The organism is Rhodococcus sp. O3, from assembly GCF_048897285.1.
GTDB lineage: Bacteria > Actinomycetota > Actinomycetes > Mycobacteriales > Mycobacteriaceae > Rhodococcus.
This window is the reverse complement of record NZ_JBMBTE010000137.1, coordinates 1-12,613: the sequence shown is the minus strand read 5'-3', so window position 1 is coordinate 12,613 and position 12,613 is coordinate 1. Positions and strand designations below refer to the sequence as shown.

Annotated in this window: 14 protein-coding genes; 8 read left to right on the top strand and 6 right to left on the bottom strand. The window is 68.7% G+C overall.

Annotated elements, in window-relative coordinates; genetic code table 11:
• Nucleotides 1-153: 153 nt before the first annotated feature.
• Nucleotides 154-573: an NUDIX hydrolase gene (locus ACN675_RS24720; protein WP_420753349.1), complete on the bottom strand. Its 420-nt coding sequence runs from the start codon at nucleotides 571-573 to the stop codon at nucleotides 154-156.
• A 234-nt stretch (nucleotides 574-807) separates the two neighbouring features.
• Here ACN675_RS24720 and ACN675_RS24715 point away from each other — a divergent pair, with 234 nt between their 5' ends.
• The 6 genes from ACN675_RS24715 to mnhG are packed head-to-tail and all read left to right on the top strand — an operon-like array spanning nucleotide 808 to nucleotide 7,021.
• Entirely contained in the window at nucleotides 808-3,645 is a 2,838-nt protein-coding gene (locus tag ACN675_RS24715; RefSeq protein WP_420753348.1) for a Na+/H+ antiporter subunit A, read from the top strand.
• Complete coding sequence (locus ACN675_RS24710) at nucleotides 3,642-4,295, top strand: Na(+)/H(+) antiporter subunit C (protein WP_420753347.1); 654 nt, start codon at nucleotides 3,642-3,644, stop codon at nucleotides 4,293-4,295. The genes ACN675_RS24715 and ACN675_RS24710 overlap by 4 nt, the downstream gene beginning before the upstream one ends.
• Nucleotides 4,292-5,878 carry a Na+/H+ antiporter subunit D gene (locus ACN675_RS24705; RefSeq protein WP_420753346.1) on the top strand — a complete coding sequence of 529 codons (1,587 nt, stop codon included), beginning with the start codon at nucleotides 4,292-4,294 and terminating at the stop codon, nucleotides 5,876-5,878. The genes ACN675_RS24710 and ACN675_RS24705 overlap by 4 nt, the downstream gene beginning before the upstream one ends.
• A gap of 2 nt (nucleotides 5,879-5,880) precedes the next feature.
• The gene (locus tag ACN675_RS24700) at nucleotides 5,881-6,429 is read left to right on the top strand and encodes a Na+/H+ antiporter subunit E (protein ID WP_420753351.1); all 549 of its coding nucleotides are present in this window, start codon (nucleotides 5,881-5,883) and stop codon (nucleotides 6,427-6,429) included.
• Complete coding sequence (locus tag ACN675_RS24695) at nucleotides 6,426-6,686, top strand: monovalent cation/H+ antiporter complex subunit F (protein ID WP_420753345.1); 261 nt, start codon at nucleotides 6,426-6,428, stop codon at nucleotides 6,684-6,686. Before ACN675_RS24700 ends, ACN675_RS24695 begins: the two co-directional genes overlap by 4 nt.
• Nucleotides 6,683-7,021, top strand: a complete 339-nt coding sequence (mnhG, locus tag ACN675_RS24690) for a monovalent cation/H(+) antiporter subunit G (protein ID WP_420753344.1) — start codon at nucleotides 6,683-6,685, stop codon at nucleotides 7,019-7,021. The genes ACN675_RS24695 and mnhG overlap by 4 nt, the downstream gene beginning before the upstream one ends.
• On the opposite strand, the gene ACN675_RS24685 is transcribed toward mnhG, so the two are convergent.
• From ACN675_RS24685 to ACN675_RS24665, 5 genes are all read right to left on the bottom strand, one after another.
• On the bottom strand, nucleotides 6,952-8,289 hold the full coding sequence (locus ACN675_RS24685; RefSeq protein ID WP_420753343.1) for a DUF5933 domain-containing protein: 1,338 nt from the start codon (nucleotides 8,287-8,289) through the stop codon (nucleotides 6,952-6,954). The two genes, mnhG and ACN675_RS24685, sit on opposite strands and share 70 nt — an antisense overlap.
• 49 nt (nucleotides 8,290-8,338) lie before the next feature.
• On the bottom strand, nucleotides 8,339-9,460 hold the full coding sequence (locus ACN675_RS24680) for a glutamate--cysteine ligase (RefSeq protein ID WP_420753342.1): 1,122 nt from the start codon (nucleotides 9,458-9,460) through the stop codon (nucleotides 8,339-8,341).
• Between the two features lie 93 nt (nucleotides 9,461-9,553).
• Nucleotides 9,554-10,186 (bottom strand): superoxide dismutase[Cu-Zn], encoded by a 633-nt coding sequence (gene sodC, locus ACN675_RS24675; RefSeq protein ID WP_420753341.1) that lies wholly within the window; start codon nucleotides 10,184-10,186, stop codon nucleotides 9,554-9,556.
• Nucleotides 10,187-10,245: 59 nt separating this feature from the next.
• Nucleotides 10,246-10,830: a LytR C-terminal domain-containing protein gene (locus tag ACN675_RS24670; RefSeq protein ID WP_420753340.1), complete on the bottom strand. Its 585-nt coding sequence runs from the start codon at nucleotides 10,828-10,830 to the stop codon at nucleotides 10,246-10,248.
• A gap of 27 nt (nucleotides 10,831-10,857) precedes the next feature.
• Entirely contained in the window at nucleotides 10,858-11,223 is a 366-nt protein-coding gene (locus tag ACN675_RS24665) for a DUF3263 domain-containing protein (protein WP_420753339.1), read from the bottom strand.
• 127 nt (nucleotides 11,224-11,350) lie between these two features.
• Here ACN675_RS24665 and ACN675_RS24660 point away from each other — a divergent pair, with 127 nt between their 5' ends.
• Complete coding sequence (locus tag ACN675_RS24660; protein WP_420753338.1) at nucleotides 11,351-11,953, top strand: peptide deformylase; 603 nt, start codon at nucleotides 11,351-11,353, stop codon at nucleotides 11,951-11,953.
• Between the two features lie 161 nt (nucleotides 11,954-12,114).
• The coding region (locus ACN675_RS24655; RefSeq protein WP_420753350.1) for a GNAT family N-acetyltransferase, cg3035/Rv0428c family at nucleotides 12,115-12,613 on the top strand (499 nt) is incomplete at its 3' end.

Genomic DNA, 12,613 nt, shown 5'->3' with positions numbered 1-12,613 from the left:
CCGTTCGCGGCATTCCCCGTCCTCGGGGCGGTGTGGTCGATCCCGGCGGATCCGAAGTTGATCGTCGGTGCTCTGGTGGCGACCGGGGCGGTGTGCGCGTGGCAGGTGCGGTGAGCTGCATCCGGGTGAGCTGCAAGGGGCAGCCCACCGGTCTCAATCCACGAGGCCGAGCGAGTGCAGGTGCTCGAACACGAGCATCGAACCCGGCGCGACCTCGGGCTGGGCTGCGTATTCGGAGACGGTGAACCAGCCGAGCTCGGCGATCTCCCCGGCCGGATACGGCTCGCCGATCGGATCGGCGCGGAAGCACGTCATGTGCAGGCGGGTGCCGGCCGGATGGCCGTACGCGACGGTCTCGAAGACCCCGACCTCGGTGACGTCGCGCAGACCGACGCCGAGCTCCTCCCGGATCTCCCGGTGCAGCGCCTGCTCGGCGTTCTCGCCGGATTCCAGCTTGCCGCCCGCCATGTAGAACACCGTCGCCCCAGCCGATCGGGTCTGCAACAAACGGCGGTCGCGGACGAGAGCGAGCGCGGCCGTGCGGATGAGGGAGCGGTCGGATGCGGCAGGCATGTTCGGCACCCTACGGACCACCGCCGAGAGTGGCGGGCGGACCCTCCGGTTCGCAACGATGCGAAGTTTCCCGTTAGGATGTGAACCAATCCGATTTGCCCTTTTGGCGAACGGCATGCGGTTCGGGGCGTCCCTAGTTTCGGCGGTGTGCCGCGCGCACAATGCGACCGTGTGCTCCGCACACACTCGCATTCCAGTTACACGCCGCCAGGCCCGACCCCGACGGAGTGCCTTTTGCTCGCCATACTCTTCGCCCACGCGGTGGCCGCACTACTTGCGCCGCCCCTGGTCAGAGTCATGGGGAGAAACGCCTTCATACCGTTGTCCCTGGTTCCTCTCGCCGGTCTCGGCTGGGTGATCGCGAACTGGGGAACCGAACAGACCCTGCACATCACCTGGGCCACGACGGTGTCGATGAACATCGACATGCGGTTCGACGCGCTCGCCTCGATCATGTCGGTGCTGGTTCTGGGTATCGGCGCGCTGATCCTGCTGTACTGCGCCCGCTACTTCACCGACGACGAACCACGCCTCGGTATCTTCGCCGCCGAGATGGTGGCCTTCGCCGGCGCCATGTTCGGGCTCGTCACCAGCGACAACATGCTGGTCCTCTACACCTTCTGGGAACTGACCACGGTCCTGTCGTTCCTGCTCGTCGGGCACTACGCGGAACGCGCGTCGAGCCGGCGCGCAGCGACGCAGGCCCTGCTGGTGACGACCGCGGGTGGGCTCGCGATGCTCGTCGGCATCATCATCCTCGGGCAGCTGGCCGGCAGCTACAACCTGTCCGCGGTGATCGAGGCCGCCCCGCACGGCTGGCTCGCCGGGGTCGGTCTGGTGCTGGTGCTCATCGGTGCCCTGTCGAAGTCCGCGGTCGTCCCGCTGCATTTCTGGTTGCCCGGAGCGATGGCCGCACCGACACCGGTGTCCGGTTATCTGCACGCCGCGGCGATGGTCAAAGCCGGTATCTACCTGGTCGCCCGCCTCGCGCCGGCGTTCGCCGATGCAGCGCCGTGGCGGCCGATCGTCATCACGCTGGGTCTGGCCTCGATGTTGCTGGCCGGGTGGCGTGCGTTCCGCGCGTTCGACCTGAAGCTGATCCTCGCTTTCGGCACCGTCAGCCAGCTCGGGTTCCTCACGATGCTCGTCGGAATCGGCACCCGCGAGGCCGCTCTGGCCGGCATGACGATGGTCGTTGCCCACGCGATGTTCAAGGCGTGCCTGTTCATGGTGGTCGGGATCATCGACCATTCGACCGGCACCCGCGACATTCGCAAGCTTGCGCATCTGGGCAAGCAGACCCCGTTCCTGGCGGTCGTGGCGATCCTCGCCGCGATGAGCATGGCCGGACTACCGCCGTTCCTCGGTTTCGTCGGCAAGGAAACCGCATTCGAATCGGCACTGGTCGCGGACGTGTTGCCGACGTGGGCGCGGATCGCGACCACCGCCACGATGGTGATCGGCTCGATCCTGACGCTGGCCTACAGCATCCGGTTCATCTGGGGTGCGTTCGGCCGGAAGCAACTCAAGCGCCCCAGCCCCGCCGTCCAGAGATTCCACGCCCCGGGCCCGCTGCTGCTGTCGGCTCCGACCGTGCTGGCCGCCGGCGGTCTGGCCGGCGGACTCGCCGCGCCGTGGATCGACTCGCTGCTCAGCCCGTACGCCGACACCCTTCCTGCGAGCCTCGCCTACCCGTATCACCTGGCCCTGTGGCACGGGCTCAATCTGCCGCTGGGTCTGACCGGCATCGTCGTCGTCGGCGGTGTCGCGATGTACCTGGCTCAGCGCACCGTCTCCCGACTGCGGTTCGAGCATCCCCCGCTCGGCAACGCCGACCGCATCTACGACGCGACGCTGCGCGGCATGGACAACCTGTCGATGCGCCTCACCGGTGTCACCCAGCGCGGTTCGCTGCCGCTGACGCAGGCGACGATCCTCGTCACCCTCGTGGTCCTGCCCTCGTCCCTGCTGCTGCTGTTCGGACTCGACTCCGCCCCCGGCACCCGCCTGTGGGACACCCCCTGGCAGGCGCCGGTGGTGCTGATCATCGCGGCCGGTGCCCTTGCCGCGACCGTGCTGCGCAACCGCCTCGCCGGTGTCCTGGTGGTCGGCATGACCGGATACGGTCTCGGCGTCCTGTTCGCGCTGCAGGGGGCCCCGGATCTCGCGCTCACCCAGTTCCTGGTGGAGACAGTGACCCTCGTCGTGTTCGTGCTCGTGCTGCGCAAACTCCCCGCCGAGGCCGACCCGGGCGCGGACGTCGGCAAACGCCTGCCGCGGGCGCTCCTCGGCATCGCCGTCGGCGTGGCCGTCACCGCGATCGGCGCGTACGCCGTCGCAGCCCGCAGTACCGAACCGGTCTCCCTGCTGCTCCCGGATGCGGCCTACAACATCGGCAACGGCAAGAACGTCGTCAACGTGCTGCTCGTCGACATCCGCGCCTGGGACACGATGGGCGAGATCTCGGTGCTGCTGGTCGCCGCAACCGGTGTCGCGAGCCTGGTGTTCCGCACCCGCCGGTTCGGGACGGCCCCGCGCGTCGCCGACGCACCGGCCGCGCAGCTCGACGCCGCGAACGCCAGTACCGAGACGACGTGGCTGCTCGGCGGCGACTTCATCGATCCGCGGCATCGTTCGCTGATCCTGGAGGTGACCACCCGGCTGGTGTTCCCGACGATGATGATGCTGTCGGTCTACTTCTTCTTCTCCGGGCACAACGCCCCCGGCGGCGGCTTCGCGGGCGGCCTGGTCGCCGGCCTGGCCCTGGTGCTGCGGTATCTCGCCGGTGGGCGGTACGAACTCGGTGAAGCCGTACCCGTCGACGCCGGCAAGATCCTGGGTCTGGGCCTGACGTTCTCGGCGGGTACCGCGCTCGCGTCGCTGTTCCTGGGGGCGCCCGCCCTGTCCTCCGCGACGATCGAGGTGACGTTGCCGCTGCTCGGACACATCAAGCTGGTCACCGCCATGTTCTTCGACCTCGGCGTGTATCTCATCGTGGTGGGTCTGATCCTCGACGTGCTGCGCAGCCTCGGCGCACGCCTCGACGCCGAGACGATCGGAGGTCCCCGATGAACAGCGCGAATCTGGCTCTCCTCGCGGCGGTCGGGATACTCACGGCCAGCGGTGTCTACATGCTGCTCGAACGCAGCATCATCAAGATGCTGCTCGGCCTGCTACTGGTCGGCAACGGCATCAACCTGCTGATCCTGACGCTCGGCGGCCCCGCCGGCAGCGCACCGATCGTCGGCAACAACAACGACCTGCACGAGAGCATGGCCGATCCGCTTGCGCAGGCGATGATCCTCACCGCCATCGTCATCACGATGGGCGTCGCGGCCTTCGTGCTGGCCCTGACGTACCGGTCGTACACGATCCGGGCACGCGACGAAGTCGAGAACGACCCCGAGGACACCATGGTGTCGCAGCGCCGCACCCCCGCGGACGCGCCGTACCGCGACCGGTCCGACGACCCGCTCACCGGCGAACCCAGCAAGAGTGGCGACGCCTTCGACGCCCAGGGAAATCCGATCCCCCTCGAGGCACTCACCAACATCGAGGACCTCGAAGCCTACGAGGACCTGCACGACGGCGACTTCGACGACCCGACCGACTCGGCGTATGCAGACCAGTCGGCATACGCCGGCGAATCGACACACGGCGGTGCCTCGGCGCACGGCGAGGGCTCCGGCGATGCCGATCCCGGGAAGGGAGTCCGCCGATGACGTTGTCCGCGGCCGCATTGATCCCACTGCCCGTTCTCATCCCGCTGCTCGCTGCGGCGACCACCCTGATCCTCGGCCGCCGGCCCCGCGCACAGCGGTACGTGACCGTTGCGGCGCTGACCGGGTCGCTGCTCGTGACCGGACTGCTGCTGTTCCTCGCCGACCGCGACGGCATCGCGGTTCTCCAGATCGGCGGCTGGGAAGCACCGATGGGCATCTCGCTGGTGGTGGACCGCCTGGCAGCGTTGATGCTGGTGGTCTCCGGCATCGTGCTGCTCGCCGTCATGCTGTTCGCCGTCGGCCAGGGCATCCACGACGGCAACGAACAGCAACCGGTGTCGATCTTCCTGCCCACCTACCTCGCGCTGACGGCGGGCGTGAACATCGCGTTCCTCGCCGGCGACCTGTTCAACCTGTTCGTCGGTTTCGAGGTGCTGCTCGCCGCGTCGTTCGTGCTGCTGACGTTGGGAGCGAGCGCGGATCGTGTCCGTGCCGGCGTCTCGTACGTCATGGTGTCGATGGTGTCGTCGCTGATCTTCCTGGTCGGCATGGCCTTCGCGTACGCCGCGACGGGCACCCTGAACCTGGCGCACATGGCCCTGCGACTCGACGACGTGCCGTCCGGTACCCGCGCCGCGATCTTCGGGGTGCTGCTCGTCGCGTTCGGCATCAAAGCTGCGGTGTTCCCGCTGTCGGCGTGGCTGCCGGACTCCTACCCGACCGCGCCCGCCCCCGTCACCGCCGTGTTCGCAGGCCTGCTCACGAAGGTCGGTGTGTACGCCATCATCCGCGCCCACACGCTGCTGTTCCCCGGCGGTGAACTCGACAACGTGCTGCTGATCGCGGGTCTGCTGACGATGCTCATCGGCATCCTCGGCGCCATCGCACAGAACGACATCAAGCGTCTGCTGTCGTTCACGCTCGTCAGCCACATCGGATACATGGTCTTCGGTGTGGGGCTGTCGACGGAGATGGGCATGACCGGCGCGGTGTACTACGTGGCGCACCACATCCTCGTGCAGACCACCCTGTTCCTCGTGGTCGGTCTGATCGAGCGGCAGGCCGGTTCGGCGTCGCTGCGACGACTCGGTGGCCTGGCCCTGGCCAGCCCCCTGCTGGCAATCCTGTTCCTGATTCCCGGCCTGAATCTCGGCGGGATCCCCCCGTTCTCCGGGTTCATCGGCAAGATCGCGTTGCTGCAGGCCGGTGCCGAGGACGGCTCTGCGCTGGCGTGGGTGCTGGTGGCGGGCGGTACCGTCACGAGCCTGCTGACGCTGTACGTCATCGCCCGCGTCTGGTCGAAGGCGTTCTGGCGGGCCCGCGCCGACGCCCCCGAAGGGGACCTCGCCGATGTCGCGCCGTCGGCGCTGATCGACGAATCCGCCGAGGACATCGCGTTCGACGAACGCGCCGACGTCGGCAAGATGCCGCTCGCGATGCTCGTCCCGACTGCCGGCCTGGTCGCGGTCGGACTGGCGCTGACGGTGTTCGCCGGACCACTGCTCGACATCAGCGAACGGGCCGCCGTGAACCTGATGGATCGCTCCGTGTACATCGAGGCCGTACTGGGAGGCCCGCGATGACGATGAAACGATCGAACGTCCTGCGCTTGTTCGTGCTGGGCTGGATGACGCTCGTCTGGGTGCTGCTGTGGGGCAACTTCAGCGTGGCGAACGTGCTCGGCGGCGCCGTGATCGCGGTCGTCGTCTCGGTGGTGCTGCCGCTGCCGCGGGTGCCCGTCGAAGGCCGCGTGCATCTGGGATCGGCCGCCTACCTCGCGGCGGTGATCTTCGTCGAATCGATCCGGTCGACGATCGCGGTCGCGTGGCTCGCGATCCGGCCGTCCCCGCCCCCGGTGACGGGGGTGCTGCGCTGCCGGCTGACCATCAAGTCCGACCTGGTGCTCACGCTGTGGACGGACATCATGAACAACATTCCGGGCACGATGGTCCTCGAGATCGATCAGGTCCGCCGGATCATGTACGTGCACGTTCTGGACGTGAGCACCGACAAGGCGGTCGCCGACTTCTACCGGTCGGCGCGGCGCATCGAACGGCTGCTCATCCACACGTTCGAGCGGGACGTCGACTGGCAGCCCAGCGCCTGGAAGAGTTCCTCGGAGGGAAGGTCATGACGACGATACTGACCGTCAGCGGGGTTCTGCTGCTGATCTCCGCACTGCTGATCACCCTTCGGGTACTGGCCGGCCCGACGTCCCTGGACCGCCTGGTGGCGGTGGACGCGATCCTCGCCATCGCGATGTGCGGACTGGCCCTGTGGGCCGTGTACAGCCGGGACACGACGATCGCACCGGCGATCGTGGCGCTCGCGCTGGTCGGGTTCCTCGGTTCGGTCTCGGTCGCCCGCTTCCGGGTGCGTGACGACCGATGAACACAGCGCTCGAGATCGTCGGCCACGTCCTGATCCTCATCGGTTCGGTCATCTCACTGACCGCCGCGGTCGGCATCCTCCGCTTCCGCGACACCCTCTCCCGCATGCACCCGGCGACGAAACCGCAGGTGATCGGGTTGCTGTTCGTGCTGGGCGGCGCGATGCTGATCCTGCGCGGCAACATCGACATCTGGATGCTGGCGCTGGCCGGCATGTTCATGGTGCTCACCGCGCCGGTCATCGCGCATCGCGTCGGCCGGGTCGCCTATCGCGAGCAGCTGGGCCGCGACGGGCTGATCGACTCCGACGACGGGGTCTGGCCGAACGAATCCTGAACGGGGAACGTCGCGCGGAAGGCGACGATCATCGCAACGAGTGAGGCGAGCAGCACCGGCCCGGCGATCAGCGCGTGCCCGGCCATGACGTCGGGCAGGTACCGGTAGGCGGCTAGTTGCGCGACGATGAGCATCGTGCCGCCGGCGACGAGCCGGATCCGGAACGATCCCCACCCGCGGTCCGGGTCGCGCAGCGCCGATTCGAGGGTCAGGCACAGCACCGCGCCGGTGACCAGGTCGACGCCGTAGTGGTAGCCGAAGCCGAGGGTCGCGGCGAGGGTGCACGCCAGCCAGGCCGCGCCCACCCACCGCAACCATCTCGGGCCGCTGCGCGAATGCAGGAACAGGGCCGTCGCCCACGCGGTGTGCAGGCTCGGCATGCAGTTGCGGGGCGTTTCGTCGTCGAACGGGATCGGCGCGGGCTGCATGTTCAGCGGTGCCCACGTCGGCCAGGCGTCGGCGACCTGCCAGCCGCTGCCGCTGTCGCCGAACGCGAAAACCGGTCCGACCACGGGAAACAGCACATAGCACAGCGGCCCGATCAGGCCGATCAGCAGGAACGTGCGCACGAGGTGGTGCGCCGGCCACGGGCGGCCGCCCCCGACGTTCCGCAATTGGTGGACGGCGACGACGATCGCAGCGACGGGCAGTTCGATGTACACCCAGTGCAGCACCGCGTACGCGCCGCCACCGAGCTCGTTCAGAATCTGCCCGGCCAGCCACGACGGGTTGCCGAGCGCATGGTCGGCAAGCTGGACGTACTCGTCGAGCACCTCGGGGCCGGCGAGCACCGTGAGTTCGAGCCACGCGTCCCCGATCTTCACCGACAGCACCAGCAGCACCCCGAGCCCGATCCCGCGAAGCGCACCGCGCCGGGTCTCGCCGCTCATCGTGGACGCCGCGTAGAGCGCCAGCAGTGCGAGCACGACCGTCGGCCCGTTGCCGACCGTGATCGGCCCGTCCGTCAGGACTCGTCCGGCGAGGAATGCCCCGTCGATCAGGACCGCAGCGCCGATCGCCAGCCAGCGATCGCGCACGGTCAGCCCGACCATCGCCAGAACCAGGCCCGCCCACGGCACCGACGCGGACTTCGGAACTCCGACCACGTCACCGACCAGTCCCGGCAGCGGGCCGGGGAATCCGGCCTGCCGCGCCAAGACCTCGGCGATCAGGATTCCGGCGACTGCACCGGTGAGCGCGAACGGCACGAACCAGTGGGCGCGGTGGCCCGGTTTCCGTTCGCCGGGTGGGGTTTCCGTGATCGACACCCGGTGAATGGTAAACGGGAGCCGACTGTGCTCCGAACCACCGTCTGTGTCAGTGACGCAGCTCATCCACGAGCAGATCGACGACCGCACAGAGATCGCCGCCGGTGGCCTCCGCGACACGACGTTGACGCTGGTAGGACGCGCCCTTGACGGGAATGTCGGCGACGCGCGCCAATTCGTCGGCGCAGCCCAGCCTCACCGCGGTCGGGGTCAGTTGTTCGAGCAGATCGTGCAGATCGTCGGTGACGAGTCTCTCGTGGCAGACCGGGTCGAGGATCACCTCGGCCTCGAGCCCGTACCGTGCGGCCCGCCACTTGTTCTCCTTGACGTGCCACGGCTGGAGCGTCGGCAGTTCCTCGCCGCGTTCGAGGCATTCGTCGAAGTACACGACGAGGGAGTGGACCAGCGCCACCAATGCGGCCAGCTCGGCGCGGTTCGTGATGCCGTCGAACACGCGAACCTCGAGGGTCCCCCACTTCGGTGAGGGCCGGATGTCCCAGTGCATGCCGCCCGGCTTGCTGATGACACCGGACTTGAGCTGGTCCTCGATGAACGACTCGTACTGTGCCCAGTTCGCGAAGTGGTAGGGCAGTCCCGCGGTGGGCAACTGCTGGAACATCAGCGCCCGGTTGCTCGCGTATCCGGTGTCGAGTCCGGCCCAGATCGGCGACGACGCGGACAACGCCAGCAGGTGCGGGTACTTCACGAGCATCGCGTTGAGAATCGGGACGACCTTTTCCGCCGACGAGATACCGACGTGGACGTGCACACCCCAGATGAGCATCTGGCGTCCCCACCAGCGGGTGCGATCGATCATCTCGTCGTAGTCCGGCGAGCGGGTCACCACCTGGTCGGACCACTGGGCGAAGGGGTGCGTGCCCGCGCACATCAGGTCGACCCCCAGCGGGTCCGCAGCGGCCCGGAGCAGATCGAGCGACTCGGACAGATCGTCGACGGCCTCGGCGACGGTGTCGTGCACGTCCGTCACCAGCTCGACGGTATTGCGCAGGAACTCCTTCGTCAGCCGGGGAGTGTGCCCGGCTTCGGCCTCGACCGCGTCGAAGACGACCGCAGCGGTGTTCGACAGATCCCGCGTCGACTTGTCGACCAGCGCGATCTCCCATTCCACACCGAGCGTGGGACGCGGCGAACCGGGGAACTCGACAGACACACCCAAATCCAACCACAGCGCCCCCGCGACCGAGAGCCGGTCGCAGGGGCGCTGTGAGGGGTTTTGCTGTGAATCCCGTTACGCGGAGGCCGATCAGCCGATCACGCCGCACGCGAGACGCGCGCCGCCTGCGGTTTCCTCGTGCACGACGACGGACGTGCCCTCCGGACCCTGAAGATCCTCGATCGTGAAGGCCGTGGTGGTGATGGTGGCCGTGGCGGTGCCGTCTTCGGTGACGACGAACGCGCCGAGGTCGCCGCTCTCCGGAACGGCGGTGTGGCCGGGCGCCTGCAGGTGCCCACCGGCGGAGAGGAAGTTGCCGGGCTCGCCGCCGGTCGGGGCGGTGGAGTTGGGCTCGCACTTGCCGATGGCGTGCACGTGCACACCGCGGTAGCCGGCGGGAAGACCCTCGAGCTCGAGCGTCACCTCGACGCCGTCGCCGTGGCCGGCGAACTCGATGGTGCCCGCATCCTCGCCCGTGGGGGTCTTCAGCGTCGCGGTCAGCGACTCGGTCCCGGCGGCGGCCTCACCACTGGTGGCGGTGCCGTGGGTTTCGCCGTGGGCACCGGCTTCGGGTGCCGGCGAACCGGTCCACACCGGCGGGGTGGTGCCGACGACGTCGGACGGTTCCTGGCTGTTGCTGCAGGCGGTCAGGCCCACCGCGGCGATCGCGACGATCGGGGCGAGCGCACGCCAGGACATGCGACGGGTGGAACTCGAGGCCATCAAACCGCTCCTTCGGAATGCCGGAAAGTCACTCGATCATAACCGGGCCCGAATCGCCCTCATTGCGAGGTCACGATGACGATGACACCGGGCGACGAGTCCGCAATTCCCTCGAATCGCGGCTGCGCGGTCACGCCCAGCGCTTCGGCCACGGCTTCGGCGGTCTCGCGTTCGCCGGCACCGGTCCCGTAGTACACGGAAGTGGTGGCGATCAGCCCGTCGCTGTAGTTGCCGGTCTCACTGATGACGAACCCGTCGTCCTCGAGAAGGCTCGCGGTCTGCGCGGCAAGACCCGCGATCTCGCTGTTGTTGAACACCCGCACCGGGGTGGCCGACTCGGGCGCGAGCCCGATCAGCGACGACGCGCTCGTCGTCGCGGGCGTCGTGGTCGTCGCCCGCGCAGCGGTCGTCGTCGGAGCAGCGACGGTCGTGGTGGGGGCAGCCGCCCTGGCCGGAGGCACGGTGGTCGACGTCGCAGGGGCCGCGGCCGGTTCGGTCGCCGGCGGCGCGCTCTCCGAATCGGAGCCGCCCAGGGACGCCAGGCCGATGCCTCCGAACAGGATGGCCAGCGAGATCAGCACCATCGCGAGTGCCCGCAGCGGTGGTCCCGAGGGCTCGGTGTTCGTACGCACGCCTTCGACCATAGTTGCCTCGTCGCTGTCCGCCCGCCGTCAGCGGGTGATCTCGAAGCCCAGCCGCCGCGCGGCCCGGGCCTTCTGACGGCTCGCCCTCAGGCGTCGCAGCCGCTTGACCAGCATCGGATCCGCGGCGAGCGCTTCCGGCCGGTCCACCAGCGCATTGAGCACCTGGTAGTACCGGGTCGCGGACAGCCCGAACAGTTCCTTGATCGCTTCTTCCTTGGCACCCGCGTACTTCCACCACTGGCGTTCGAACGCCAGGATGTCGTGTTCCCTTCGGGTCAGGCCGTGTTCCCCCACCTCGTCGGGGTTCGCGGGAGCTGGAACCTCGGTGGCGTCGCTGCTCTGCTGGGCCTCGTCCACGGACCGGTTCACATTGTGCGCCGCTGCGCCGTCCATCTCACTCCTCGCCTGCCTCGAATCACACCGATTGCACCTGTGTGTTTCCGACGCCAATTGAACCACGGGGCAGCGACAGGTACCGGCTCGTCGATCAGGCGAGTCCGGCGCACTATTCTGTTCGTCCATGGCCATCCTTCCCATCGTGATCACCGGCGACCCGGTTCTGCACAACCCCACCGAGCCGGTGACCGAGTCGCCCGCCGAACTCGCCCAGCTGATCGCGGACATGTACGAGACGATGGACGCGGCCAACGGAGTCGGCCTCGCCGCGAACCAGGTCGGGGTGGCCAAGCGTCTGTTCGTCTACGACTGCCCGGACCGCGACGAGAACGGCAACGTCGTCCGCCGCCGCGGCGCGGTGATCAATCCGGTCCTCGAGACCTCCGAGATCCCGGAGACCATGCCCGACCCGGACGAGGATCTCGAGGGCTGCCTGTCCGTTCCCGGAGAGAACTTCCCGACGGGTCGTGCCGAGTGGGCGAAGGTCACCGGCACCGACGCCGAGGGCAACCCGGTCGAGATCGAGGGCCGCGGCTTCTTCGCGCGCATGCTCCAGCACGAGGTCGGGCATCTCGACGGCTTCCTGTACATCGACGTCCTGATCGGCCGCAACGCGCGCGCGGCGAAGAAGACGATCAAGCGTGCCGGCTGGGGCGTGCCGGGACTCACGTGGCTGCCGGGGTCCGTCGAGGATCCGTTCGGCCACGACGACGAAGACGAAGACTGAGAACAAGGACCGACGACGCCGTAATGCCTTCCGATCCTGGCGAGCCTTCCGATCCTGCCGGCCCTACAGGTCCTTCCGGGCCATCGGAGCCGGCGGGCGGGATTCCGCTGGGTACCCGGGTCGTGCTGCGCTACCGCCTGCCCGCCGGCTACAGCCACCCGATGACCGATGTGATCGGCGAGCTCGTGGCGCTGGAACCCGCCGTCGTGGTGCGTACCGAGACGCGGCAGGTCGTGCAGGTCGCGCCGGACGCCGTGGTCGCGCTCAAGGCGCTGGCCGCGCGGCCGATCCGGACCCGCGAGATCCGCGCGCTCGAGGTCGCGGCCGTCGCGGCCTGGCCCGGACTCGAAATGGAATGGGTGGACGGCTGGCTGCTGCGGGCCGGCGCCGGATTCACCCGCCGGGCCAACTCGGCGATTCCGCTCGGTGATCCGGGTACCGTCGCCGATCCCGCCGACCCGGAAGTCCGCGCACGGCTCGCCGGCTGGTTCGCCGAGCGGGGGCTTCCGCTCCGTCTGCTGGTGCCCGATCGGCTCGCCCGGGTTCCCGCGGGGTGGTCCGCGAGCGAGGACGTGCAGGTCATGGCGGCAGATCTGGAGAACGTGCCGCTGCCGGAGGGGCCGACGCCGGTCGTCGTGACCGGGCGGCCGGACCCGGAGT

Bases quoted from the DNA above. Each gene is read 5' to 3' on its own strand.
- ACN675_RS24720 (WP_420753349.1), bottom strand. From the start codon at position 573: ATGCCTGCCGCATCCGACCGCTCCCTCATCCGCACGGCCGCGCTCGCT.
- ACN675_RS24710 (WP_420753347.1), top strand. From the start codon at position 3,642: ATGAACAGCGCGAATCTGGCTCTCCTCGCGGCGGTCGGGATACTCACG.
- ACN675_RS24705 (WP_420753346.1), top strand. From the start codon at position 4,292: ATGACGTTGTCCGCGGCCGCATTGATCCCACTGCCCGTTCTCATCCCG.
- ACN675_RS24700 (WP_420753351.1), top strand. From the start codon at position 5,881: ATGAAACGATCGAACGTCCTGCGCTTGTTCGTGCTGGGCTGGATGACG.
- ACN675_RS24695 (WP_420753345.1), top strand. From the start codon at position 6,426: ATGACGACGATACTGACCGTCAGCGGGGTTCTGCTGCTGATCTCCGCA.
- mnhG (WP_420753344.1), top strand. From the start codon at position 6,683: ATGAACACAGCGCTCGAGATCGTCGGCCACGTCCTGATCCTCATCGGT.
- sodC (WP_420753341.1), bottom strand. From the start codon at position 10,186: ATGGCCTCGAGTTCCACCCGTCGCATGTCCTGGCGTGCGCTCGCCCCG.
- ACN675_RS24670 (WP_420753340.1), bottom strand. From the start codon at position 10,830: ATGGTCGAAGGCGTGCGTACGAACACCGAGCCCTCGGGACCACCGCTG.
- ACN675_RS24665 (WP_420753339.1), bottom strand. From the start codon at position 11,223: ATGGACGGCGCAGCGGCGCACAATGTGAACCGGTCCGTGGACGAGGCC.
- ACN675_RS24660 (WP_420753338.1), top strand. From the start codon at position 11,351: ATGGCCATCCTTCCCATCGTGATCACCGGCGACCCGGTTCTGCACAAC.